General features: G+C 54.0%; 24 protein-coding genes and 1 pseudogene. 12 read left to right on the top strand and 13 right to left on the bottom strand.

The window, feature by feature from the left end:
• Positions 1-516: 516 nt before the first annotated feature.
• Positions 517-798, top strand: a complete 282-nt coding sequence (locus tag AB6T85_RS06495; protein WP_125290208.1) for a YjcB family protein — start codon at positions 517-519, stop codon at positions 796-798.
• A 38-nt stretch (positions 799-836) separates the two neighbouring features.
• Here AB6T85_RS06495 and AB6T85_RS06490 read toward each other — a convergent pair whose 3' ends face one another.
• The 3 genes from AB6T85_RS06490 to AB6T85_RS06480 form a co-directional block, all read right to left on the bottom strand.
• Complete coding sequence (locus AB6T85_RS06490) at positions 837-1790, bottom strand: ATP-grasp fold amidoligase family protein (protein WP_253456112.1); 954 nt, start codon at positions 1788-1790, stop codon at positions 837-839.
• Positions 1791-2131: 341 nt separating this feature from the next.
• On the bottom strand, positions 2132-2977 hold the full coding sequence (locus AB6T85_RS06485; RefSeq protein WP_369895076.1) for an ATP-grasp fold amidoligase family protein: 846 nt from the start codon (positions 2975-2977) through the stop codon (positions 2132-2134).
• Between the two features lie 113 nt (positions 2978-3090).
• Positions 3091-4347 carry an MATE family efflux transporter gene (locus AB6T85_RS06480; RefSeq protein WP_301252115.1) on the bottom strand — a complete coding sequence of 419 codons (1257 nt, stop codon included), beginning with the start codon at positions 4345-4347 and terminating at the stop codon, positions 3091-3093.
• Between the two features lie 540 nt (positions 4348-4887).
• Here AB6T85_RS06480 and AB6T85_RS06475 point away from each other — a divergent pair.
• Positions 4888-5283: a transposase gene (locus AB6T85_RS06475; RefSeq protein WP_125290204.1), complete on the top strand. Its 396-nt coding sequence runs from the start codon at positions 4888-4890 to the stop codon at positions 5281-5283.
• A gap of 880 nt (positions 5284-6163) precedes the next feature.
• Here the strand turns inward: AB6T85_RS06475 and AB6T85_RS06470 are convergent.
• Positions 6164-7123: a DMT family transporter gene (locus tag AB6T85_RS06470; protein WP_301252114.1), complete on the bottom strand. Its 960-nt coding sequence runs from the start codon at positions 7121-7123 to the stop codon at positions 6164-6166.
• Positions 7124-7200: 77 nt separating this feature from the next.
• The gene (locus AB6T85_RS06465) at positions 7201-8025 is read right to left on the bottom strand and encodes an AraC family transcriptional regulator (protein ID WP_253456124.1); all 825 of its coding nucleotides are present in this window, start codon (positions 8023-8025) and stop codon (positions 7201-7203) included.
• Between the two features lie 234 nt (positions 8026-8259).
• Between AB6T85_RS06465 and AB6T85_RS06460 the strand changes: the two genes are divergently transcribed.
• The gene (locus tag AB6T85_RS06460; protein ID WP_369895075.1) at positions 8260-9195 is read left to right on the top strand and encodes a VirK/YbjX family protein; all 936 of its coding nucleotides are present in this window, start codon (positions 8260-8262) and stop codon (positions 9193-9195) included.
• A 44-nt stretch (positions 9196-9239) separates the two neighbouring features.
• Here the strand turns inward: AB6T85_RS06460 and AB6T85_RS06455 are convergent, their stop codons facing one another.
• Complete coding sequence (locus AB6T85_RS06455) at positions 9240-9671, bottom strand: DUF3828 domain-containing protein (RefSeq protein WP_253456131.1); 432 nt, start codon at positions 9669-9671, stop codon at positions 9240-9242.
• Between the two features lie 372 nt (positions 9672-10043).
• On the opposite strand from AB6T85_RS06455, the gene AB6T85_RS06450 reads away from it, so the two are divergent.
• A complete protein-coding gene (locus AB6T85_RS06450; protein WP_253456134.1) occupies positions 10044-10232 on the top strand; it encodes a hypothetical protein in 189 nt (62 codons plus the stop codon).
• A 112-nt stretch (positions 10233-10344) separates the two neighbouring features.
• On the opposite strand, the gene AB6T85_RS06445 is transcribed toward AB6T85_RS06450, so the two are convergent.
• The 5 genes from AB6T85_RS06445 to AB6T85_RS06425 are packed head-to-tail and all read right to left on the bottom strand — an operon-like array spanning position 10345 to position 15668.
• Positions 10345-11607 (bottom strand): phospholipase D-like domain-containing protein, encoded by a 1263-nt coding sequence (locus AB6T85_RS06445; RefSeq protein ID WP_369895074.1) that lies wholly within the window; start codon positions 11605-11607, stop codon positions 10345-10347.
• Complete coding sequence (locus AB6T85_RS06440) at positions 11600-12232, bottom strand: MotA/TolQ/ExbB proton channel family protein (protein ID WP_369895073.1); 633 nt, start codon at positions 12230-12232, stop codon at positions 11600-11602. Before AB6T85_RS06440 ends, AB6T85_RS06445 begins: the two co-directional genes overlap by 8 nt.
• A 17-nt stretch (positions 12233-12249) precedes the next feature.
• Positions 12250-14493: a TonB-dependent receptor family protein gene (locus tag AB6T85_RS06435; protein ID WP_369895072.1), complete on the bottom strand. Its 2244-nt coding sequence runs from the start codon at positions 14491-14493 to the stop codon at positions 12250-12252.
• Between the two features lie 28 nt (positions 14494-14521).
• The gene (locus AB6T85_RS06430) at positions 14522-15259 is read right to left on the bottom strand and encodes an energy transducer TonB family protein (RefSeq protein ID WP_369895071.1); all 738 of its coding nucleotides are present in this window, start codon (positions 15257-15259) and stop codon (positions 14522-14524) included.
• Between the two features lies 1 nt (position 15260).
• A complete protein-coding gene (locus AB6T85_RS06425) occupies positions 15261-15668 on the bottom strand; it encodes an ExbD/TolR family protein (RefSeq protein ID WP_301730349.1) in 408 nt (135 codons plus the stop codon).
• Between the two features lie 359 nt (positions 15669-16027).
• On the opposite strand from AB6T85_RS06425, the gene gstA reads away from it, so the two are divergent.
• The 7 genes and pseudogenes from gstA (at position 16028) to AB6T85_RS06390 (ending at position 20403) form a co-directional block, all read left to right on the top strand.
• The gene (gstA, locus tag AB6T85_RS06420) at positions 16028-16630 is read left to right on the top strand and encodes a glutathione transferase GstA (RefSeq protein ID WP_369895069.1); all 603 of its coding nucleotides are present in this window, start codon (positions 16028-16030) and stop codon (positions 16628-16630) included.
• A gap of 203 nt (positions 16631-16833) precedes the next feature.
• Entirely contained in the window at positions 16834-17751 is a 918-nt protein-coding gene (locus AB6T85_RS06415) for a pyridoxal-phosphate dependent enzyme (protein ID WP_301730350.1), read from the top strand.
• Positions 17752-17830: 79 nt separating this feature from the next.
• Positions 17831-18298 carry an OsmC family protein gene (locus tag AB6T85_RS06410; RefSeq protein WP_253456158.1) on the top strand — a complete coding sequence of 156 codons (468 nt, stop codon included), beginning with the start codon at positions 17831-17833 and terminating at the stop codon, positions 18296-18298.
• A 33-nt stretch (positions 18299-18331) separates the two neighbouring features.
• Positions 18332-18712: a DUF4440 domain-containing protein gene (locus tag AB6T85_RS06405; RefSeq protein ID WP_369895068.1), complete on the top strand. Its 381-nt coding sequence runs from the start codon at positions 18332-18334 to the stop codon at positions 18710-18712.
• Between the two features lie 53 nt (positions 18713-18765).
• A pseudogene (locus AB6T85_RS06400) lies at positions 18766-19173 on the top strand (class I SAM-dependent methyltransferase); the annotation flags it as partial.
• 238 nt (positions 19174-19411) lie between these two features.
• Positions 19412-19945, top strand: a complete 534-nt coding sequence (locus tag AB6T85_RS06395; RefSeq protein WP_253456163.1) for a hypothetical protein — start codon at positions 19412-19414, stop codon at positions 19943-19945.
• Between the two features lie 68 nt (positions 19946-20013).
• Positions 20014-20403 (top strand): hypothetical protein, encoded by a 390-nt coding sequence (locus AB6T85_RS06390; RefSeq protein WP_253456165.1) that lies wholly within the window; start codon positions 20014-20016, stop codon positions 20401-20403.
• A gap of 120 nt (positions 20404-20523) precedes the next feature.
• On the opposite strand, the gene cspE is transcribed toward AB6T85_RS06390, so the two are convergent.
• On the bottom strand, positions 20524-20736 hold the full coding sequence (gene cspE, locus AB6T85_RS06385) for a transcription antiterminator/RNA stability regulator CspE (RefSeq protein ID WP_125290184.1): 213 nt from the start codon (positions 20734-20736) through the stop codon (positions 20524-20526).
• Positions 20737-21118: 382 nt separating this feature from the next.
• On the opposite strand from cspE, the gene AB6T85_RS06380 reads away from it, so the two are divergent.
• Entirely contained in the window at positions 21119-21877 is a 759-nt protein-coding gene (locus AB6T85_RS06380; RefSeq protein WP_253456167.1) for an SDR family NAD(P)-dependent oxidoreductase, read from the top strand.
• A gap of 185 nt (positions 21878-22062) precedes the next feature.
• On the opposite strand, the gene AB6T85_RS06375 is transcribed toward AB6T85_RS06380, so the two are convergent.
• Positions 22063-22992, bottom strand: a complete 930-nt coding sequence (locus AB6T85_RS06375; protein WP_301252101.1) for an alpha/beta fold hydrolase — start codon at positions 22990-22992, stop codon at positions 22063-22065.
• Positions 22993-23207 lie beyond the last annotated feature (215 nt).

Raw genomic sequence — 23207 nt, 5'->3', positions numbered from 1 at the left:
GCAAAAATTAGTTTTCAAAAATCCTACAACTCCTCTTCATCCCATACAACTTTTAACAGGTCAGATTCATCCCAAAGGAGCCAACTATTGCCAGATAATTTGGCATAATTCAGCGAATAGATAAAAATAACGGCGCGGAGAAATAAGTTAAAAGCGCTAAGGCAATTTCGGAACGGTGGGCGAAATGATGTAAATTACTCTCATTCCTTGTCTCAAAAATAACCTGAGTTTGAACGTAATTTAAAAAGATATTAACTTTTTCAGGCGCTATTTAACGCCCGCCGCGCAATATCACCGCTAACTTACGGGAAATAAATGTGATTATTGTGCGCGATCAAAAAACGCCCATAAGCGGTCTTAAAAGTGTTCAAAACTCGCCTGACGCAATGCTATAATGTGACCGTCATCACACTTACTCCCTGTATCCGCCCCGATGAAAAGCAATCCTGGCCTTTTCGTCCGGACAGATGACGCTTTTTCTATTGCCAGGCCTGATTGACGCGGAGTTTCAGAGATATGGGTACCTTAACCGCTAGCCTGGTGCTGATGAGATGGGAACTGGTTAGTGCAGTCATGATGTTTCTCGCCAGCACCTTTAACGTAAAATGTCGTCAGTCCAGCCGCAACGGCATGGCCTTCATTTTTACCGGCGTTGGCATAGGCATGTCGTGTTGGTTCGTTACCGGCCTGTTAGGTATCACGCTGAGCATGGATAACCTGCTTAACTTCTGGCATATCACCAAAGACGTGTTTGTCGATGTCATGAGCCATACGCCAGCCGATTATCCTCTGCCATAAAAGCGTAAAGCCGCATGAAGATCATGCGGCTTTCGTCTTTATACTTTCTTCAGCGTCCCGGCCATCGCCGCCGCTTCGCCGCCAATCGCCTTCAGCGTTTTTGGCTTACGTTCCTGTAGCCACATGTCGCCCATCATCTTATCCAGCCCCTGATCCAGACCGGTTACCATGCCTGCGCCCGGCGTGAAGGTCAGCTCGCCGAAGTAGATTTGCCCTTCGCTGATATACCAGTCAACGCGCACGTAATCGAAGTCGCTGGCCAGCTTTTTGCTCAGCGCCAGCGCTTTTTCCAGCGTTTCCAGGTCGCCGCTGATATCCAGCCCCGTATCACGGATCTTATAGAAGCAAGATTTCAACGTGTTAACGTAGAAGTTCATCGACAGCGGCGCATTACCGCAGCGATTATAGATAATCTGCAAAACGTACTCGAAAGTACCGTCTTTCTTGTTAAACATGTGAAACTTGTAGTCAACGGCGGCAAATTTACCGTCGCCGACGTACTGCTCAACCAGAATGCGCGGCTTGATATAGCGATAGTGGATCTCACGCGCTTCGTGCGAGAAATCCCGGCTCAGCCACTCTTCGCAGCGCTTGATCAGCAGCTGTTTCTGCAAACAGTCCGGCTCTTCCAGCAAAATCTCCACCATGCCTGACCCGTGATTGGGCTTCACCACGGTGTTCTTCAGCGAGCTAAGCCCCAGCAGCGTGACAGGATCGGCTGTTTCATGCAGCAACGGGATTAAATATTCATCCCCAATAGTCTGAGAAATATAGTCACGAACCAACAGCTTATCGGACAGCATGCCATAACGCAGGTAGTCGCCGGTGACGAATTTGCGGTACAGAACTTTCTCATTAAACAGTTTCGGCTGGTGTATGTTGGGTAATTTTTTAAATTTATGCAGATAATAAATTCTGTCCTGGTAGGACCAGGGCATTTTTTTGAAAAGGAACAGGAAACCTTTTCTTATTTCTGCTTTGAGTTTTAGCATTTTCGACCTCATTTGCAGGCTTTATAATTGTTTGAGGAAAAATTTCTTCAAAATAGCGTTTTCTCGCCATCCGAAATCGCGACACCCGCGTCTCATTTCTCCCGGCAGACATAAAAAATCCGTCAGCTGCTTTACCCGTTTATGCAGTTTTCCTGCGCACGGTCTCTGCTTCCTGCAAGGCAACACCAGATTCATGCCTCTGGCGTCAGAAGAGAGAAAACTGACTGACGAAAAGCCCGTTAAGGACGCGCTGAGCAGATTCCTGCTTGCGGTAGTGCCCTTCGCGGGACGACAACTCCATTTTTACTGAACAGAGCGGCCTGCGGCCGTCCTGGGTTTTATTACTGTTTCTTCTGCGCCGTCGACGGCGCGCTTTCCTGCCGCTCCGCCTGGGTGGCTGATTGACCATCCTGCAGCCACATCTTGCCCATCATTTCGTCCAGCCCGTGCTTCAGCACCGGCATCAGGCCTGCGCCTGGCGTAAAGGTCAGCTCGCCAAAGTAGACGTCGCCCTGGCTGATATACCAGTCAACCCGTACGTAATCGAAATCGCTGGCCAGCTTTTTGCTCAGCGCCAGCGCCTTCTCCAGCGCGGCCCGGTTGTGGCTGATATCCAGTCCGGCAGTATCAAAGCGGCGGTAGAAGCAGCTATCAAGATTATTGACATAGAACAGCATCGACAGCGGTTGATTATCGCTACGGTTAAACACCACCTGCAGCACATACTCAAAGTGGCCGTCCTGCTTGTTAAACATATGAAACTTGTAATCAATCGCCGTAGACTTACCGTCTCCTACCCGCTGCTCAACCATGATCTGCGGTTTGATATAGCGGTAATGGATTTCACGCGCTTCGTGCGAATAATCTTTTGTCAGCCACTCACCACAGCGTTCAATAAGCTGATGTTTTTCGACAAAATCAGGTTCTTCTACAAAGACTTTAACCATCCCTGAACCGTGATTTGGCTTAATGACCGTATCTTTTAGCGTTTCCAGCTCAAACAGCGTCTCAGGATTATCCGTGGTGTGTAACAAAGGGATCAGGTATTCCTCACCAATCTTGTGGGAAATATAATCCCGCACCAGGATCTTATCTGATAACGCGGCGTAACAATCGTAATCGCCTTTAATAAACTTGCGAAACAGTACCTTTTCATTAAAGGAATAGGGATGACGAATATGCGGCATCCGTTTAAACCGATGAAAATAATATAATCTGTCCTGGCAAGACCACGGCATAATTCGGATGCAATTCAGGGCGGCCTTTTTAAGTTGTTTTTTTGCGTCTACCATTTTCTTACTCACCTATAGGTTTTGTAGTTGAGTGAGGAAAGCTGCATCTTAAGAATGACCCCATTCTTAAAGAAATAATTCATCAGCGTCAGGGATAACAGTTCCGTGACCAGCACGCTCCACGCGGCACCCGTCAAGCCCCAAAAACGAATGAAAAACCAGTTGGTTACTACGCTGACCGCCACCAGTAAAATAATTTTCACCAGCAGATAATTAAAACCGCCCTCTTTCACCATGTAGCGATAGGCTACGGTACCCATTGCTGAAAAGCAGGTCGCCAGAGAAAGCAACGTGACCAGATCGCCTGATTGCTGATAGTCATGACCGTAAAGCAGGCTGACAATTTTTTCGCCGAACAGCGCAACAATCAGCAGCATAAACAGTGAAACGGCCATAACGTAGCCGTTAAGCCTGGCGGCCAGTCTCAAAGCTACATCCGCCCGCTCGCGGAAAATTTCCGAGAAGCTGGAGGTGATAATCGCCACCGGGATAAATATCCATGAGGCAGAAATCGTATTCGCAGCGGTAAACAGCCCAAGCTCGTGTGCCGATCCCACGCCGACCAGGAAAAACTGCGCCAGCTTCACCTGAACAGAAATAAACACGCTGGAGATCGCCAGCGGCAGTCCCGCATGGAACAGATAGCGCAGATAGCTGCGGTGCTTGCGCCTGGTTGGCGGGCTGATGGTGTTTTTTTGATAAAACATCGTCCGCTTAATCAGGTACGGCACCAGCGTCACCGCAACAATCGAGAAGGACAGCAGTAGCGGATTAAGCTTGAACCACGCAATAGCAAAGCTAATGGCGAAACTGATAATCATTCCCGTTGCGTTCGCAACCGTGTTCATCCGCGATTCCAGTCGCGCATTGTTATAAACGCTAAAAATATCCTGGGTCACGAAAATAGCCGACAGAAACGACGCCACGGCAAAAATCAAAAAATTTTCACGCATCTCCAGCCAGACCCACGCCAGCACCGGCAAAGAAAGTAATAATAACAATGCCATACGCAGCTGTTTTGCCACGGCCATCAGCCGCAGGCCTTTCGCCGCGCTTTTGCTGATGCTTTTAAACAGGATGGTTTCCGTACCAAAAATCGCTACGGTTTGAACAATGGAAAAAATGGATGCAGAAAATGCGATTTGCCCAAAAACAGATGGCCCAAAAGATTTTGCAACATAGGATGTAACAAAAATTACACCAAAAACCGAAACCACCTTCTCTGACATCATCCAGGCAGCGTTCGTAACGACACTGTGTTTCATTGAAGCTTCCTTCGTAGAACTAATAACTTATAACGAAAGTCAGTACATCCTTGTCTATCACAGAGAAAATAAACCTGGCCTGGGCCTGGCAAAATAAGCGTCCGGAATATTATTTTACGGGCGATAGCGCACCGCTCTTATTTAAAAGATTTTATTTTATCAGATCGTTTTTTTAACGAACCGTCTGATTCTTCCTGGACTTGATACTGGTTAGCAACCCACCTCAGCACGAACAACGCTGGAGAATATCCTGGCACAGTTTTTTTCTTCCGCCTGCTGGATCATTCTGAATTACTAACTGGCCTTGCTGCTGGCATGAATCGAATTTATAACAAAAAGCGCTTTATCGAAAGCTAACCAGGTGCTTTGCAAATAAAATAGGAGAAATCCCATGATGATATTTATTCATAATCCCTTAACTTAAAGCCTGCAATTCAAATCGCGCACTTAACGTCGCTGTCCTGATTAATGGATAAATTAGATCCATTCTTTAGTGCAGCCATTCTCATCACTTTATAGTTAAGAAAGGTAATAGCATCCATGAGAAAGTCACGATATACAGAAGAGCAAATCACCAGTGCCATTAAAGCATCTGAATGCGGCGTAAAGGTTAAGGAGATTTGTGAAGAACTGGGGATTTCTGAGGCCACATTCTACAGCTGGAAAAAGAAATACGCCGGGCTATTCTCGGAAGAAGGAAGAAAAATCAAGGAGTTAGAAGAGCGCGTACACAGTATGGAACGCGAACTCCAGATGCTCTCTTCAGATAAAGAAATGCTGCAGAGCGTATTGAAAAACTTCTTTACTACCAATGATAAGCGTCAGGCGGTTAATTTTCTTCAGGATACTTTTGATATCGGCACGCGCCGGAGCTGCCGCTTGCTGGATATTAGCCGCAGCGTTTATCATTATCCTTACAACTGTGAGAATCAATAATTGCGACGCAGTGCGCAATTTTTTTACTGTTCAGGACCAAATTAAAATATTCCGATCTTTAATTAAAAAGTACCGTTCCTTTTTATGGCGACCTGATTCGGTGATGAGTTTATTCCTATAAACCCGCCTCACCAGGCTACCACAATTGATCGTCACCAGAAAAATTATTTTACTTTCATACAGTTAAGAGCGCATTTATCTTTTTGGTCAACGATAAATGCGCCAATTCTGACATAAAACCTTCTTACAGATCGACCCGAAAACCCGGCATCTACTTCAGTAATGATAATGCTTATCAGTTTACGAATGGTTTACAGTTCTCACTGTTCTCTGCCGTTCACCATGCGTCCTTTCGCGTGAAAACCCCGCCACTCCGGCCTCCTCCGTTTCGCTACCCTGCTTTCAAGACCAACGATAATGCAACAGACCTTAACATTCCTGACCTTTACGACCGACATTGATGTGCAGAGTTAATCTTTTCCTGTGATTTATTAATGTATCCATCTGCCGGGCATCGTCCTTTCTTCCGTTTCTGTTCATTAAAATTTGAGTTAAAAATGGTTTATTGCTGCTAAAACAGTCTCAAAAAAGAAGCAATATTGAATGTGTAGTAAGAATTGACTGTGTTTGAAAATAACCAAATCCGATTAGCGATTATTCTTATAGCGGAACAATCGGTCACTGTGTCATAGCGGTCTTTGATGGAAGCCGCTTTTTTTCCTCACCGCATCGGAAAAAAAACGTGATAAAAATCACACATAGAGCTAAAAACTTCCGGAAATTACAGCCAGCGGCAATAAAAAAAGAGCACGAAAAGCGCTCTTTTTTTTACCTTAATCAAAATAGTTTGCCAAAGGCTGTGCCTTTTTCGGCCAGTCTCTTAAGAAAAGACGGATTTCTTAACCGGTTCAGGTTGGATACGTGTCGCCAGCACTACGCCCGCTATCAGGGCCAGAATGCCGCAGACCGTTACTGCTGAAGGCCAGCCCTGCCTTAATAAAAAGGTGTAGGCCAATGCCGCCAGCGTTTCAAAAACAATCAGCGGGCCAACCAACACGGTGGGTAAACGCTGGCTGGCTTCGTTCCAACACAAAGCGCCCAGCCAGGAGCAGAACAGGCCCAGCGCGATCATTAAGGCGATAAAAAGAGCGGGATGGGGGCCAAAAGGCAGCGAAAAGTCGGGACGGGTAACGTGCAGCTGAATGCTCACCAGCAAATAGCCCACCAGTGCCAGCGGCAGCGTGGCTATGCCTTGCGCCGTCGCCCAAGTCGTCGCGCTTTTCTGCGGATGCGCGCGTAACCAGCGAGCGTTGCGTAGCGGATACCATGTCCAGCAAATCATCGCCATTACCGCCAGCCCTATGCCGCTCAGATAACGTGGCAGATCGCCATGCTGAGCGCTATCCTGCCATTCCGCAACGTTGACGCAGCCTAATCCCAGCGCGATCAGCAGCAGTACCGGCACCAGCTTTCGCCACGGCAGCCGCCCTTCATGGTGCCCATAAAACAGGTTAGCGCTGACGGAAATAACTACCGGCAACGTGCCGATAATCATACTGGAAACAGGTGCGCCGGTACGCTGAATAGCACTGGCTAAAAAGGTGTAATAAAGAAGGTTACCGATCAGCGCCAGTTTGAGTGCTTCTTTCCAGTCGCCGCGCGACAGCTGACGCAACCGGCGTCGATCCTGCCACGCCAGCGGCAGAGCAATCAGGCCGAAAGCCACATAGCGGCCTACCGACTGTAGCGCGCCCGGGTAATCCGGCACCAGCAGAGGCACCACAAAAATAAGTCCCCACATCAGTCCCGCGCTCAGGGCAAAAAAGACACCAGCAAACATAAACAGCGATCCCGTTAATTAAAGCGAAAACGCTATTCTGACGCGCCGTCAGGGGAAAAGATTGTAGCAGATTGCGCTTAGCCTCTTATCTGCTTCTGATAGCGCACCGGGGTAGTGCCGTAGCGGTTAGCGAAGCTGCGGGTCAGATGAGCCTGATCGGTCAGGCCTACCGCCAGCGCGACGTCAGCGGCCGGGCGGCCCGAGGCCAGCAGCTCTTTTGCGCGCCACAGGCGAAACGCCATCAGCATCTGATGCGGCGTAACGTGATACTGCGCCTTGAACTGTCGTTGAAAATGCCAGGGACTGAGCGAGGCCAGCGCGGCCAGCTCGTTCAGGGTGATATTGTCAGCAAGGTTGTCGCGTAAATACTCTTTTATGAGGTCGAAGCGGTGCCTGGGCGCGGCTGCCATCTTATCGCCAATCCGGGCGCAGGGACGCAAAAGGTCGATCGCTGTCAGTAAAATGCCGTCTCTCGCCAGCGGATCCCGCACCTGCCAGAGCATAGCCAACAGCGCGGAAAGCTGGGCCGCTCGAGGCGGATCGAAGCACACCGCCTCGGTAAACCACCAGCCCTGCTCGCCCGTTATGGCGGCCAGCCGCGCCGGATCGAGATAGAGCATACGATACTGCCACCCTTCTTCGCTGGCCGATTCGCCGGTATGCAGCTCGTCCGGATTCATTAACACCAGCGATTGCGCGGGTGCCGTATGCACAGCGCCGCGATAGCGAAAACGCTCCGCGCCTGCGTCTATCGTGCCGATGCCGAACGCCTCATGCGTGTGCGGCTCAAAGGCGTAGCGCGAAATATGCGCCTGATAAAGCTCTACGCCCGTCAGGCCATCAAGCTGGCAAAAGCGGGCGCGATCTTTTTCATCATTAAACTGCGCGGGAACACCCTGCAAGCCAGCCTCCGGAAAATTGAGCGAGGAACCCTCTTCTGCTTAATACAAAAGTATAACGTTAGCAGCGAACGTCATCCTTAATTTGTCTGTTTCCTGCAATTGATTTGGCATAAGTGATTAATAAATTAAACATTCATTCAACCAACAAGCAATGCTCTTAACTTGTAAATCGTCATTTACTCAATGTTGAGGTTGCCGGTGTTCAACTGAGTTTTTTCCACTGGAACGCCGAAGATGTCCGATATCACACTTACGTCAGGTCAGGAGAGCAGCCTGACCCTTTTTCTGTCGCTGGTTACGGGCAGGCTGAAACCGGGCAAGCTGTGGTATGACCGGGAATATCGCCTCAAGTATTTGTTCCGCTCGCTCGCCTGTCCGCGGCAGACCCTGAAACTGGCCGATGCGATTATTCATGAGCCGGTGATGCGTGAAATACTGGCCGTCCAGCATACGCTGCCGAGCAAGATCCATCGCCCCTATCTCTATGGCGGCATGCCGGTGGCGGATCGGGCCGGGGCGATTATCGCGCACTACCGATTCGCCAGAGACCTGCCTTACTCTGTCTTTCGTCAGGCGCTGCTCAGCCAACAAGGGGCGGAGCTGCTGCGTTTTGCAGGCAAAGGTGGCGAAAGCTTTTCCATTACCATGGCCTGTACCGGACGCTGTGAAAGAGAAGGCGAGGTCAATCTGTTTTTCAGCCAGGACGGGATCAAGCTGGCGATAGTGACCTTTGCCGTAACCGAGCAGCAAGGTGAAAAGGTAGCGATCGTCGGCGGTATTCAGGGCGCGCATCGCGATACGCCGCACGAGCTGATCCGTTCGGCGACCAAGGCCTGCTATGGTTTATTTCCGAAACGCCTGCTGATGGAAACCCTGGCGCTGTTCTGTAAGGCAACGGGGATTTCGCAGATCCAGGCCGTCAGCGACACCGGCCATATTTTCCGCAGCTGGCGCTATCGCCTGAAAAAGAAGAGTTTGTTTCATGCCAGCTATGACGAATTCTGGCAGACGCTTAACGCTGTGCCGCTGTCGTCAAAACTCTGTCGCTTGCCGACGACGTTTGCACGCAAGCCGCTGGAGGAGATAAGCAGCAAGAAACGGTCGGAGTATCGGAAACGCTACGAGCTGCTGGACGCCCTGGCCGGGCAGTTCACCGCGCATATCCGCTGAGCCGCGTGCCACAGGTGACCGTACCGGCCCGCGTGCGGTTCACCTTAGCGGCTTTCCTTTACCACATCATCAATTTTCCAGCCGTCGCGATCTTTGCGCATCGTGACCAGCAGCAGCTGACGATCCTCTGGATCCTTGCCCAGCGCCACGTCGCCGGAGGCGGTTTCGCCGTTGACGGTAAACCGGCTAACGCTGACGTGATCCACCCAGCTGTCGCTGTAATCCTGATCCTGCAAAAAGAAATCGTCGTCCATGCCGTCAGGGCTTTTGATCAGCACGTTGATCTTTTGCAGCAGCTGCGGCGTGACATACTGATTTAACACCGGATCGTGCTCGTCGATCGGGCTTTCATCCTTGCTCAACGCGTTAAGATACCAGCTGTAAAAATCCTGGCTTACCTTTTGCGGATCCTGTTCCGCCGCGCCAGCCTGCGACGCCAGTAGCGCTATGCCCAGCGCCAGTATCCATTTTTTCATCAACAAATCTCTGCCCGTTACGCTTTTACGTGGCGGCTCCACGCTGCCGGTTAATTTACCTTTTCATCGCCCTGAATGAACCCGTTTCCGCATTATTTTTGGTAAATGTTTATACCGTGTCGCGCCGTAGCCAACGGGTCATGACTTTAGCCAGGGCAGCAGGCGCCGCAGCGGCCTGATAACTGCAACAGCCTGCAAATCCGGACGACAAATGCGAGCCATGCCGAAGTCCTCAATGTTTTTCCGCTGCGCCGTCAGAAAACAGTGTCCGCTTTTTTTATGTGGTTATAAGATTATCGCGCTGCCGCAACTCCTGTCTTAATTATCGTAAGCGTCAGCTTTGCCGTTCAGACCGCAATGGAGAGCAAACAGATGGAAAGACGAGTCACCAGGCTGGAAACCGATGTCGGGCATATGCAGGAAGCTATTCAGGAAATCAAAAGCGACATCCGTGAGTTTAAAAAAGAGGCGCGCATGGATTTTCGCCTGCTGTTCGGCGCAATTGTGACCACAACTCTGGGGCTGGCTTTGCTGATAGCCAGGGGTTTTGCCTGGCTGTGACGCGGCCTGCCCGCTGGAGCCAGGTTATCCTTTACAAGCCGGGCCGGTTTCTGGCGGCAGCGGGTGCTGCTGATGCTTTATACCGCCCTCTCCTGGTGTTTCATGCTTAGCGCTATGGCGCGTCCCGGCGCGGCGCATTTTCCCGCAGCAGACCGCCGGGATCGGGCGCAGGATAGTCGGCATCAATGCGTAACGGCGCGGCATAGCGGCTCTGCCACAGCTGCTCATAAAGCGCATCCAGCCGCGCCGCCATGACGTCATCATTCAGCACCAGCTCCAGGTTGCGTGAATTATCAAAGTAGCCGCCGCTCCAGTTACTGGTGCCTGTCCAGGCCAGTTCGCCGTCGATGGTCATGATCTTACTGTGCACGACGCGGGCGTAGGGAATAAAACCGCTGCTCGCCTCCGGTATCGTCACGATTTTTATCGTTACGCCCGGCACCAGCGCCAGACTTTTCAGCCAGGCGATATCGGGCTGTTTGGTATTCCAGTTGGCGACCATCAGCTCGACCTGTACGCCGCGCGCCGCTGCTGCGCGCAACGCATTGTCGATAACGGCATAAAAGGGGCGAGTGCGATTTTCGCCAAACGACAGCGGCGCATATTCCATTACCTGCACCCGAATACGCTTTCTGGCGGAAGCAAGCAGCTGCGGCAGCACCAGCTGCGAATCAGGAATACCTGCCGGATTCCAGGCGCGCGGGCTGGCGACCAGATAACGGCCGGCGCGAAGATCGGCAGGCAAAGCACCCTTACCGGTTTCGGGCACCTTTTCGCCCGCCTCCAGCAACGGCTGCGCGGCCCAGTCGTGATTAAAGATGGCGGCAATTTGCGCTACAACAGGTGCGTCGTTAATCAGCAGACCGGTTTCCTGGATATGCTCCAGCGCCCGCCAGTCGAAGTTCTGGCTGCCGACAAAGCTCTGCTTACCATCCACCAGCAGGTATTTTGCATGAATAATACCGCCAGCCAGGCGGGCGAAAGGCATAATGCGCAAGGTCAGTCCCGGAATGGCTTTCAGCTGCGCCAGCGTTTCCGGCGTGCTGAGCTTCAGCCCCTTTTGATCCATTAAAAAACGAATTTTTACGCCGCGTTCGCCAGCCTGCCGCAGCGTCTGGATCACCTTATCCAATTGCGAACCCGGCTCGTTGGCCACATAGAATTGTGCAATATCGATCTGCGTACGGGCGCTGGCGAACATCTCTTGCCACACCACGGCACTGCTGCGCAGATCTGACGCCGTCAGGGTGGTTTCGGCGGGCGCATCATAAACCAGTTCATAACCCGCGATGGCGAACTTTGCCTCACCGAGCGGGCTGAACAGCAGCAGCCCGCCGCACAGCAGCCGTTTGCACCGCTGCGCAAGATCACGCATAGCGGCGCACGCCATTGTCCTGCGGCCCGGCAACAGGCTCGGCCCGCTGTACGGGCGTAGCCGCCCGCAACAGCAGCACCTTAAGTAATTCATTAATGCGCTCCATACGGTTCTGCAAAAAGTTATTGCTAACCAGGCAAACCAGCGCGATAGCGATGCCTAATCCGGTGGCGTACAGCGCGGTGCCCATCCCGGCGGAAACCTGGCTGGCGTCCGACACGCCTGCCGCCGCCAGCGCTTTAAACGTGTCGATAATTCCCATTACCGTGCCCAGCAGCCCCAGCAGCGGCGCGGCGGTCACCACCGTTTCCAGCAGCCACAGGCCGCGCGTCATGGCCGCTTTGCTCAGCAGATACTGCGCGTCGACCTCGTCGCTGAGCGCCTCGGCGGAAGCCTGCGCTTTACGTGCCAGTACGGGCTGCACTGCGCGCAGCGGCACGCTGCTGCGTCGGGTTACGCTTTCCGGCAGCGCGTGCGTTTCCGTCGTCAGTACCGCCGCCAGCTGGCTGGCCTGCCGCCGCGTCCACGCAAACCAGATAGATCGTTCAATAATAATCACCAGCGCTGCCGCCAGCGAGAAGTACATGACATAAAAGATTGCATCGTGCATCAGGGTTGCATTCATCTTCTTCTCTCTTTCGGTTAAAAAGTGGCTTCCAGCGAAACGCTGTAGGTACGCTCTACGCCAACATTGTAATAAGGCGTGGCGGCGCTAAGACCGTTACGCGCATCGGCGTTAAATACCGTAGTGCGCGCCGACGTCAGGTATTCCTTATCGAGCAGGTTGAGGATGCCGAACCGCAGCGCGGCGCTTTTGACGATCTTTTTATCCACTGGCAAATAAACGCCTGCCGCCAGATCGAACACCGTTCTGCCGCCCACTTTTTCATCGTTGGTCATGTCGCCGTAAAACGCGCCGACATATTTTCCGCTGACGCTGCTGTAGTAGCGGCCATCATCGTAGCCCAGCGTCAGGTTCAACAGATTTTTGGGCGAGTTGGGCAGCTGCTTGCCGCTGGTCGGCAGAGAGATATCTTCCCGCGTGACGTTATCTTTCTGCTCGGAGTCGGTATAGGTGTAAGACGTGTAGTAGTTGAAGTTATAGGGCAGCTTGCCGCTCCACTCGACCTCCAGCCCCCGGTTTTCCACCTTGCCGACGTTCATCATCTCGTAGTCGCCATCCGGGTTGGTGGTGGAAATCTGACGGTCGGTATAGCGCAAATAGAACAGCGTGGCGCTGAGCAGCATATCGTCTTGCTGAAAGCGCCAGCCCAGCTCATGGTTCCAGCTCAGCTCCGGTTTAGTATTAATCGAATCGCCGACGTTATAGAGCACGTAGTTTTGCGGTGTACGCATATTGCGCGTCAGGTTGTAAAACACCTGATTCTGCTGATCGAGCCGATAGCTGGCGCTGAAGTTCGGCAGGAACTTGTGATAGGTGGCGTGGCGATGCTCCGGCGCGTTTTCCAGGCTGCCTTTGTTTTCGCCGCGACGATCGACGTGCTGCCAGGCCAGACCGCCGACCAGCGTCCAGTCGGGCGTGACGAACCAGCTATCCTGTAGCCAGATTTTTTGCGCGGGCGTGATGGTATACTGGTTGCGGCCCTGCACGGTGTTGCCGTTGGCATCCTTTACCTGTCCGGCACCGTTCGGATCGCCCCACAGATCAGCTGGATTACCGTCGCTCTTGATCGCCACATAAGGCTGCGTTTGTAGCTGGCGAGCGCGTTCATACCAGTAGCCCAGATCCAGACTGTGCTGCTCGTTGATATCCCACTTCAGTTTAGTCGTGATGCCGGGCCGCCAGGTTTGTGTCCACGACGGGCGGTAATAAGTATTGCTGGTCAGATTGCTGAGATCGTACTGGCCCGCCTGATCGGACGTTGGCCCCAGCGTGCTGGCGCTCTGGCCGGTAAAGCTGCCGCCGTTGCCCCAGTAATAGTAAGGCTGCAACGTCAGCGACAGGTTATCCTGCAGCTGGAGTTTCTGCGTAAAGCTGAGGGTGAAATTCTCGAACGGGTTACGGTTCAGCTTGTAGTATCTCGACAGCTGACCACGGCTATTGTACTGCGGCGTAGCGGGATAATCGTTGGCGTAGCGTCCGTCCTGTTCAAACTGCGCCTTGCTTAACGTGTTGTAATTGGCGTTTTCCTGACGGTTATACTTCATAATCAGGTTGCTGCTGTTGCCATTTTCCGCCTCGAAGAGCGAGTTCATCTCAAATTTATTGGAATATAAGCGTCCTTCGCCGCGCCATTTTTTCGCTTCGGTATGCGAATAAGAGAGCCAGTTACTGAAGCCGTTATATTCGCCGGTTTCCAGACGGGCGAATGTTTTACTCAGATTGTTACTGCCCAGCGTCTGCTTCACAAAGCCGCCGAAATCTTTTGCGGGTCTTTTGGTCACCAGACCGATATTGCCGCCGCTCGATCCAATATGGGGGCCGTCTGCCTCGGACGAGCCCTGCGTCACAAACACCTCTTCGATATTTTCCGCGTCGCCCACCAGATTAGGGTAAACCGCGTAGTTGCCGGAGTCGTTAATTGGAATGCCGTCGATCGACAGGCCAATCTGATCGGAGTTCATGCCGCGCATGGTGTAATCAACGCCGCTCAAACCGCTGGCGTCGTTGCTGTTAACGTTCAGGCCGGGCGTATATTTCAGTCGATCCAGCGCGTTTCCCGCCATATCCGCCTGCTTCTGCATCGCCTCTTTAGTAATGGTAGAACGTGCTTTCGCCGACTCTTCCTGCACCATCATGCCGCCGCCCAGCGTCTCGCCCTGAACATTAATGGCACCGACATCGGTACTTTCTGCTGCCTGTGCCGCCATTGATAAGGCCGACATCACCGCAAGGCACACCCCGGAACGTATAAAAATGCTCATTATTATTTCCTGTTTTGATGTTGGGCGTTCACGGCGCCCGATAATTCAGCGTGGCGGTAAAGCGCCTGCTGTTTTGTCCGGCGAAGGCGTCGGCCGGGAACGGCTTGACCTGCCTGATATTTTGTAAGCTGCCCAGCGCGGCGCGATTAAGCAGCATATTGCGAGCTTTACTGCTGATGCCGGAAGCCAGTACGCGACCGCTGCGATCGACTTCCAGCCAGATTTCCACGCTGCCTTCCGGGCGTTCCAGCGAGGCCTGACGGCCGGTGGGATAGCGTTTTTGTGCCTCCAGATCGTGACGTAGCTCTGCGATCCAACCGTTTTCGATGGCGCCGCTGTTGACGCGCGGCGCGACGGGTTTGGGCGTGGCGACCGGCGACGCGGCGGGTATCGGCCTTGCAACGGCAGTAGGTTTAACCGAAGTACTGGCTGGCTCGATCGCCTTTTTCGGTTTTGGCTTTGGCTTCGGTTTGGGCTTCGGCGGCGGCGCAACGGGTTCAGGCGAGGAGAGCGTAGGTTCCGGCGGCGTTTCCACTACGGGCTGAGGCTCGGGTTCCGCTGGTGGTTCGGAAGGCGTTTCAACCGGCGGTGTCTCAACCGGCGGCGTTTCAGCCGATGGGGGTTCCACCAGCGCCAGTTCCATGGTTGATTCGTCGTAGCGCGGTTCAATTTTCAGCGTGGCGTGCTGATTCATCAGCACCCAGCCAGCCGCCATCAGCACGGGCAGCCAGCTAAAAGCATGGCGAAAACGATAGACGGCGTACATGTCATAGTTTCCGTGTTGCGATAGAAATAGCGGTAAAGCCGCCCTGCCGCAGGCTGTCCATTACGGCAATCAGCCGCTCGACGGGCACGCTTTTATCGCTGTTAAGCACGATCGCCGTTTTCTGGCCGTTTTCCTGCTGTGCTTTCAGCCGGTTAACGAGCGTTTCTGGCGTCACCGGCTGTCCGTCCAGCTCCAGACGGTTATCCGTGCCCAGCGTAACGATGGCGTGCTGCTGCGGTTTTAACTGCTGCGCGCTGGCCGCGCCCGGCAGCTGGGTTTTCATTCCCTGGGAAGGAATAACGTTCAGGCTGATCAGAACAAAAAACACCAGCAGGAACATCATCACGTCAATCATCGGGATCAGTTCAATATGGGCTTTATTTTTGACAGGTTCATTCCAGCTACGCATCAGGCTCCCCCTCTTTTTGGAAGGCCAATATAGAAGCGGAATGTTTATTTTTAGTTACACTTTTAAGATAAAACGGTGGATCATTACGATTAACTTACATATTAGTGACGGAAGGAAATTAAAAACGGGTGAACGGGGGGTTTTGCGAGGGGCATCTGAAATCGAAAAGAATTATCTCTCAGAATACAGGCTTAAATACGTGAACGCAGTGCAAGCGTAATAATTAAGCTATTGATAATAAAGTTATTAATGGAAAAACCGCGCGTAAAACTTAGCGCTTTGCCAAAGCCGAAAGGCTTGTTATCACTCTCTGGCGGGAGTAACGTCATCAGGCCATTCATTACCATTTAAGGAAGAATATGAAACTCTATTACTCTCCCGGCGCCTGCTCGCTGGCCCCGCATATCGTCCTGCACGAAACTGGCCTGGCACACGAGCTGGAGGCGGTGGATTTAAAAACCAAAACCACCCGCAGCGGCAAAGATTTTCGGGCCATCAACAGCAAAGGCTATGTGCCCGCGCTGGCCCTGGACAACGGTAGGGTGATGACTGAAGGCGCAGTGATTTCACAATACCTGGCGGATTTAAACCCCGAAAGCGGCCTGCTGCCTGCGCAAGGCGAAGCGCGCTACGCCGTGCTGGAGTGGATGAGCTTTATTTCTGCCGAGCTGCATAAGACGCTGGCGGCGCTGTTTAACCCGGCGGTAAAAGGCGAGTGGAAAGATGCGGTGGTTGCTCAGCTGACGCGCCGACTGAGCTGGCTGGAAAATGAAATCGACGGTAAAACCACGCTGACCGGCGACCGCTTCACTATTGCCGACGCCTATTTGTTTACCGTGCTCGGCTGGAGCAAAGTGGTTGGATTTAGCCTGGACGACTGGCCTGCGGTGCAGCGTTACCTTGCCAACGTCGCGGAACGGCCCGCCGTGCAGGCCGCGCTGAAGGCGGAAGGCCTGATCTGAATAGCTGCGCGGAGCGAGGTTAACCTGCGCAACCCGCGTTCATCCGGCCTTTTGCGTACGGCAAAAGGCCGGGCGGACAGCGCTACGCAGGTTTCCCGGCCCGTTCGGTCGCAGGCAGCAAGCTGGCCTTCAATCTGGATGTAGAAACAGAAGTCCGGGCCGTATCTGCCGCTGCCCATCTTCGTTAGCCTTCAGGAATAAATATGCACCTACACCAAGCAACGCCGCTTATCCCGTCACGTGCGCTCAGCCTGCTGGCCGGACGTGACGTCTGGCTAAAAATGGAGGCGTTTCAGCCGCCCGGCTCTTTTAAAATCCGCGGTATCGGGCTGGCCTGCCAGCACTATTTACACCAGGGTGCCGAACGCTTTGTCTCTTCTTCCGGCGGCAATGCGGGCATGGCGGTCGCCTGGGCCGGTCGCCAGCTGGGCGTACCCGTTATCGTCGTCGTGCCTGAAACCACTTCCGCGCGCGCCGTTGAGCTGCTGCGTCAGGAGAACGCAGAGGTTATCGTACACGGCGCGTCCTGGCAGGAAGCCAACCACTACGCTCAGTCGCTCTCAGGCAGCAAGGATGCTTTTCTGCACCCGTTTGACGATCCGTTGCTGTGGCAGGGCCATGCCACAATGATCGATGAAGTGGCCGCTGACGGCTGTAAACCTGACGTGGTGATCCTGTCTGTTGGCGGCGGCGGCCTGCTGAACGGCGTGGTGGAAGGGTTGCAGCGCAACGGCTGGCACGATGTCCCCGTGATAGCGGTGGAAACCGAAGGCGCAGCCTCCTTTCATGCGGCTCTGCAGGCCGGTCATACCGTGGAGCTGGCCGCTATTAACAGCGTGGCCGGTTCGCTGGGTGCAAAGCGCGTCAGCGAGCAGTCTCTACGCTGCGCCGCTACGCATCCGATCCACAGCGCGCTGGTTACCGACAGCCAGGCTATCGCCGCGTGCAGCCGCTTCCTGAACGATCATCGCGTGCTGACCGAGCCAGCCTGCGGCGCAAGCCTGGCGGTTATTTACGATAGCCATCCGCTGCTGGCGGCGTTCCGGAAACCGCTGGTGATTGTCTGCGGCGGCGCTACCGTTACGGCGGAACAGCTGTGGCATCTGTCCGAAAAGCGCTAAAGGCTGTAAATGCGTCTGGTAATGCGGGCAGAAAACGCTAATCTTCTGATTTTGTTAATAACAGGACAGAAGAAGCGCTATGGCAGATCGCGAGCATGACTATCAGGTGACCGTGGAGTGGACCGGCAACAAAGGCCAGGGCACCGAAAATTACAAGGCCTACGACCGCCAGTTTAAGGTGGTAGCCGACGCTAAAGCAGAGATAGCCGGCTCCGCCGATCCCGCTTTTCTGGGCGACGCCAGCCGCTGGAATCCCGAAGAGATGCTGCTGGCTTCCGCTTCCGCCTGCCATAAACTTTGGTATCTGCACCTGTGCGCCGAGGCGGGCATTAGCGTGCAAAGCTACTGCGACAGGGCGGAAGGCACCATGCTGGAAGCCAGACGCGGCCGTTTTACCCGAATTGTCCTGAAGCCGCAAATCACGCTACGCGCGGGTGACGATATTACCCTGGCGGCAGCGCTGCACGAAAAAGCGCATGAGCAGTGTTTTATCGCCAACTCGCTGAACTTTCCGGTACTTTGCGAGCCGACTATCAAACACGCCTGAGTGAAAAACGACGTTAACCCAACCGGAGAAGTCATGAACCCTTATTTTACGGAAGTTATCGCTGCCCACGTGGCGATTGAAAACTGGCTTGGTCAGGGTAGCGGCGACATACAGGCGCTTTTAAATCGCTTCAGCGCGGACTTTGTGATGATCCCTCCTACCGGTCGCTGCATGGATATGGCCAGCGTGAGCGACTTTTTTCTGGCGCAGCGCGGCGGCAGGCCGGGGCTGGCTATCGTGCTTGAGGAACTGACGCTGGTGGAAAGCTGGCCCGGCGGCGCGGTAGTACGCTATCTTGAACGGCAGACCCGGCCAGACGCAGCCGCCACCGCGCGCTGGTCAACGGCGGTGTTCCGGCTGATCGACGGCCATCCACAGTGGGTTTCCCTGCACGAAACCTGGCAAAACGCGTAACCAGCGCGCCTTAGCTCGCGCTTTGGCAGTCCGCGTCCGGGATCGGCATAAATTCCGCGCATCACTGGCACGACGTCGGCCAGGCGCTGCGCGAGGTAAACCGCGTCCTGAAGCCGGGCGGTAAATTTATCCTGATGGATACCGCCTCGCCCGGTCAGCCGGTACTGGATGTCTGGCTGCAAACGGTGGAGATGCTGCGCGATCCTTCTCACGTACGCAATTACTCGCAGGGTGACTGGCTGAAGATGGCGAACGAAAGCGGGATGATCGTTAACCGGGTGGTGATGGATCGTCTGGATCTGGCGTTCGCTTCGTGGATCGAAAGAATGCAAACGCCGCAGACGCTGACGCAGGCGATCCTTTTGCTGCAGGAAAAAGCATCCGCCAGCGTGAAGCGCCATTATGCCCTCCAGCCGGACGGATCCTTTAGCACCGATACCCTGATGTTTCAGGCACAATAACCCTGTTCTGCTTTGTTTATCCTCAGCTTGCTGATGCGTTTGAGCGGCATTTTTTCATCTGCCCGCCAAAACGCATTACGCTGCGGCCTTACAAACGCCGCGTGCCGGTCAGCTTTTGCGCTTTTTATAACCGTAGCAGGCTCATTCAGCCACGGTTTTCATCTTTCGCCGCATCGCTCTGGCGGGCCTGGGGTAATCAGGCCATAGTTATCGGACGCTGTCTTCGAGGAAAAATAGAATGAGAATTGCCTGTTTGGGTTGGGGATCGCTTATCTGGAAATCCGGCGTGCTGCCGGTCGAGGGCGAATGGCATAAAGATGGGCCGCCTGTGCCGATAGAATTTTCCCGCATCAGCGACGGCGGCGAGCTGGCGACGGCTATTTGTATCAACGCCGATCCCGTTCCTGCGCTGTGGGCATGGCTGACGGTTGATGACCTCGCGACGGCGTGTGAACTGTTGAAAGCCCGCGAGGCCATTCCGGCACAGCGTAGCGACGGCATCGGCTCGCTGATAGTGACCGACAGGCCGGCAGGCGCGCTGGCTAAATGGGCGCACGACCGGCATATTGATGCGGTGATCTGGACGGCTCTGCCGCCGTGCTGCGATAAGATTGAGAGCCGTACGCCTTCTTTAGAGGCGGCGCTGGCCTATCTGGACAGCCTGACGGGCGAGACGCGGGAACATGCTAAAGATTATATCTGCCGGGTGCCGGCGCAGATCGACACCACTTACCGTCGGGCCATTGTAGAAAGCTTAGGCTGGACTGACTAAACGCCCGTCTTGTTACACGTTATGCTTTTCCGGTAGCGTGTCGTGAGGTGACTTTACATGGAGGTACGATGCGCAGGTTCTGGAAGCCCCTTTCTTACTTTATTACGCTTTTATTGGGCGGCGTGCTGACGCTGGCCTGCCTGGCGGCGCTGATGATTTACTCACGCGTTGCGCCTGCCGATGAGGCTTTTCAGCAGGCCTGTCCGCGCTTTACGCCGGAAGAGGTCCGCGAGGAATATATTCGGTCGTGGCTGCGTTCGGCTGGAGAAAATGAGCGGAAAGCGGCTATCGGCCTGGACAGCCTGAGTTTTAATACCGCCCCGACTTTCGGGAACAAGATGTGGTTCGGCAAGCTCCAGGTCAGCGGCAGCAAAGGCAGTGATGAAGCTTATGTCATTCTGGACTGCCGTACGGGAATGTTCGATTATTCGGGAACTGAACTCTCCTCCGGACGGTGACTTCCTTTTCCACAGACGTAAAAAAACCCGCACGAGGCGGGTTTTTTGTCACTGTTATTATTTTCCACTTAACTGCTCAGGCTGCTGCCTTCATCGCTATCGTAAGTGTGGTAATAATATTTACAGTGCGACGACGTTTGCAGCTGAAGGGCCTTTAGCACCATTTTCGATGGTGAATTCTACCTTCTGGCCTTCGTCCAGCGTTTTGTAGTCATTACCCTGGATTGCAGAGAAATGTACAAATACGTCTTTGCTGCCGTCCTGCGGAGAAATGAAGCCGAAACCTTTATCCGCGTTAAACCATTTTACTAAACCAGTCATTTTACCAGACATCGATACTTCCTTAATTTTGAGCCACTTAAATTGGCGTGAAGGCCTGTTTCCAGAGCATAACTTATTGGGCACTTAGAAGAAGATCAGGAGGAAGGATATCGTTGGATAACGCTTGCGCTGAGGACTGCTTTACTAAAACTGCTTTCATAAGGTCTGTATTCCAAACCGATGACGCTATTAAGTCATGCCTGACTCAGTTAAGCAACGTTTATTTTTTATATTTTATTCGCGCCGGGTTTTTTGGCCGCCGGTTTAGAAACCAGCCAGCGCCAATACGCTATGATTTTACGCTATTGCGCTGGCCCGCTGCGGCAAAAAAGACGCTGGCGCTTTCGTCTGTTTTCATGCACTTAACTCAAATCCGCCTCCGGAGACGCGTTTAATGTTAAACGAAACTTACACTCGCTATAGCAGCCTGCAAAATAAGACCATCATCATCACCGGCGGCGCAAGCGGGATCGGCGCAGATCTGGTTGCGGCTTTCGCTCAGCAGCAGGGCAAGGTGCATTTTCTGGATATCGATCGCAGCGGCGAAGCGCTGGCAAAGCAGCTCGGCACAACTTTTCACTACTGCGATTTGCGTGACGGCGCGGCGTGTCGGGCGATTATTAACGATATCGCCAGCCAGGAAGGTGCGCTGGACGTGCTGATCAATAATGCCGCCAATGACGATCGCCACGATTTCTTTAGCGTGGAGCCGGCATACTGGCGCGATCGGCTGGCGGTGAATCTGGATCACCAGTTTTTCGCCAGCCAGGCGGCGGCGGAGATTATGCGCCGACAGGGATCGGGGAATATTCTACTGACCAGCTCAACCTCGTTTATGAGAGGCCGCCCCGGGATGGTCGGTTACACCACGGCCAAAGCCGCCGTTATCGGGCTGACCCAGACGCTGGCGCGTGAGCTGGGCCAGTACGGTATCCGGGTCAACTGTCTGGTACCCGGCGCAATCGCCACGCCCAGACAGCAGGCGCTGTGGCGCACGCCGGAAGCGCAGGCGGAAATTCAGGCCGCGCAGGCGCTGAAGATAGTGCTTCAGGGTCGCGACGTGGCCGCAATGGCGCTGTTTGTGGCCTCCGATGAGGCGCGAGGCTGCACCGGCGCGCAGTTTATGATCGACGCGGGTATCCGGCTCGCCTGACCTGGTCGGCGTCGCGGCTTCAGAAGCCGTCGCAGGCAGTCGAGGTTCGGCTACTCGTCTTTCTCAGGCAGGCGGCCACCAATAAACAGGCGCGGCTACTCCTCCCTCTCAGGCAGGCGGCCACCGATAAACAGGCGCGGCTACTCTCCCTTCACAAGCAGGTGGGCACCGCTGAGCAGGCGCGGCTATTCCTCATCCTCAGCCAGAAAAGGCAGCAGCGTCGCCAGCACGTTTTCCGGCACCTCCTCCTGAGGCGAATGCCCGCACGGCAACGCCTCGCCGCTGACGCACAGGGCTTTTTCCTGCCATGTGGCGACCACGTCGTAAAGCTGGCCTACCGTGCCCTTCTCGCCCCACAGCAGCAGCAAAGGGCAACGGATACGTTGATCGCTGTCCGCCGCATCGTCTGCCAGGTCGATTGTCGCCGAGGCACGATAATCTTCGCAGACCGCGTGGATCATCGCAGGATCGCGGTAACAGCGCAGATAATCGGCGAAAATTTCCGGCTCCGTGGCGCCAGGCGTTTTCAGCTGTCCTTCAATATGCTTTTGCAGGAAAAAAGCCGGATCGTTGCCGATCATTTTTTCCGGCAGCGGCTCGGGCTGGATCAGGAAAAACCACCAGAAATAGCGGGTTGCAAACGCTTTGTCGGTCTGCGCATACATGGTTGCCGTCGGCGCAATATCGAGAAAAACGCAGCGCTCCACCCGATCAGGATAATCAAGCGCCAGCCGGTGTCCGACGCGGCCGCCGCGATCGTGGCCGACAAAAGCGAAACGGTCATAGCCCAGCGCGTCCATCAGCTGGGCCACATCCTGCGCCATCACTTTTTTGGAATAGCAGCGGTGATCGGCATCGCCTGGCGGTTTATCACTGTCGCCATAGCCGCGCAGATCCGGCATCACCACCGTGTAGTGCTGGCTCAGCGCCGGCGCAATCTTCCGCCAGGCCAGGTGGTTCTGCGGATGTCCGTGCAGCAGCACCAGCGGCTTACCCTGCCCCATAACGGCAACGCGCAGCGTTATCCCGTTTGGCAGCTTTACGTCCTTAAGCGAGCAATCCGCAATAAACGGAGATGCGCCTCTTGCGGTTTCAACCTGTTGATCTGTTGCCATTTCACGCTCCCGTAATGTCATCCCCTGTGTATAAGACGGCGTTTCTGTTTTCGGGCCGCCTTCTCGTCGGAAAGTTTAGCGTGCTTTTACAGCGCCAGAACTTTCCTGAAAGAGACGAAAATCACATTGCATTTCCGGATGCTGTCTATAATCAGTACAAAGTTTCGCCGCCTGGCTGAGTATGGCCTGCGGCGCGGCGACTTGTGCGGTTCAGT

Origin of the sequence: Erwinia aeris (assembly GCF_041224955.1) — a bacterium.
GTDB classification, from domain to species: domain Bacteria; phylum Pseudomonadota; class Gammaproteobacteria; order Enterobacterales; family Enterobacteriaceae; genus Erwinia; species Erwinia aeris.
This window is presented reverse-complemented; position numbering and strand designations above follow the sequence as displayed.

Excerpts from the sequence above, each read along its gene's own strand:
- AB6T85_RS06445 (WP_369895074.1), bottom strand. The coding sequence starts at position 11,607 with ATGCGTGATCTTGCGCAGCGGTGCAAACGGCTGCTGTGCGGCGGGCTG.
- gstA (WP_369895069.1), top strand. The coding sequence starts at position 16,028 with ATGAAACTCTATTACTCTCCCGGCGCCTGCTCGCTGGCCCCGCATATC.
- AB6T85_RS06405 (WP_369895068.1), top strand. The coding sequence starts at position 18,332 with ATGAACCCTTATTTTACGGAAGTTATCGCTGCCCACGTGGCGATTGAA.
- AB6T85_RS06460 (WP_369895075.1), top strand. The coding sequence starts at position 8,260 with ATGTCCGATATCACACTTACGTCAGGTCAGGAGAGCAGCCTGACCCTT.
- AB6T85_RS06415 (WP_301730350.1), top strand. The coding sequence starts at position 16,834 with ATGCACCTACACCAAGCAACGCCGCTTATCCCGTCACGTGCGCTCAGC.
- AB6T85_RS06375 (WP_301252101.1), bottom strand. The coding sequence starts at position 22,992 with ATGGCAACAGATCAACAGGTTGAAACCGCAAGAGGCGCATCTCCGTTT.
- AB6T85_RS06480 (WP_301252115.1), bottom strand. The coding sequence starts at position 4,347 with ATGAAACACAGTGTCGTTACGAACGCTGCCTGGATGATGTCAGAGAAG.
- AB6T85_RS06490 (WP_253456112.1), bottom strand. The coding sequence starts at position 1,790 with ATGCTAAAACTCAAAGCAGAAATAAGAAAAGGTTTCCTGTTCCTTTTC.
- AB6T85_RS06455 (WP_253456131.1), bottom strand. The coding sequence starts at position 9,671 with ATGAAAAAATGGATACTGGCGCTGGGCATAGCGCTACTGGCGTCGCAG.
- AB6T85_RS06450 (WP_253456134.1), top strand. The coding sequence starts at position 10,044 with ATGGAAAGACGAGTCACCAGGCTGGAAACCGATGTCGGGCATATGCAG.
- AB6T85_RS06485 (WP_369895076.1), bottom strand. The coding sequence starts at position 2,977 with ATGCCGCATATTCGTCATCCCTATTCCTTTAATGAAAAGGTACTGTTT.
- AB6T85_RS06435 (WP_369895072.1), bottom strand. The coding sequence starts at position 14,493 with ATGAGCATTTTTATACGTTCCGGGGTGTGCCTTGCGGTGATGTCGGCC.
- AB6T85_RS06380 (WP_253456167.1), top strand. The coding sequence starts at position 21,119 with ATGTTAAACGAAACTTACACTCGCTATAGCAGCCTGCAAAATAAGACC.
- AB6T85_RS06495 (WP_125290208.1), top strand. The coding sequence starts at position 517 with ATGGGTACCTTAACCGCTAGCCTGGTGCTGATGAGATGGGAACTGGTT.
- AB6T85_RS06425 (WP_301730349.1), bottom strand. The coding sequence starts at position 15,668 with ATGCGTAGCTGGAATGAACCTGTCAAAAATAAAGCCCATATTGAACTG.
- AB6T85_RS06390 (WP_253456165.1), top strand. The coding sequence starts at position 20,014 with ATGCGCAGGTTCTGGAAGCCCCTTTCTTACTTTATTACGCTTTTATTG.
- AB6T85_RS06430 (WP_369895071.1), bottom strand. The coding sequence starts at position 15,259 with ATGTACGCCGTCTATCGTTTTCGCCATGCTTTTAGCTGGCTGCCCGTG.
- AB6T85_RS06470 (WP_301252114.1), bottom strand. The coding sequence starts at position 7,123 with ATGTTTGCTGGTGTCTTTTTTGCCCTGAGCGCGGGACTGATGTGGGGA.
- AB6T85_RS06395 (WP_253456163.1), top strand. The coding sequence starts at position 19,412 with ATGAGAATTGCCTGTTTGGGTTGGGGATCGCTTATCTGGAAATCCGGC.
- AB6T85_RS06410 (WP_253456158.1), top strand. The coding sequence starts at position 17,831 with ATGGCAGATCGCGAGCATGACTATCAGGTGACCGTGGAGTGGACCGGC.
- AB6T85_RS06440 (WP_369895073.1), bottom strand. The coding sequence starts at position 12,232 with ATGAATGCAACCCTGATGCACGATGCAATCTTTTATGTCATGTACTTC.
- cspE (WP_125290184.1), bottom strand. The coding sequence starts at position 20,736 with ATGTCTGGTAAAATGACTGGTTTAGTAAAATGGTTTAACGCGGATAAA.
- AB6T85_RS06475 (WP_125290204.1), top strand. The coding sequence starts at position 4,888 with ATGAGAAAGTCACGATATACAGAAGAGCAAATCACCAGTGCCATTAAA.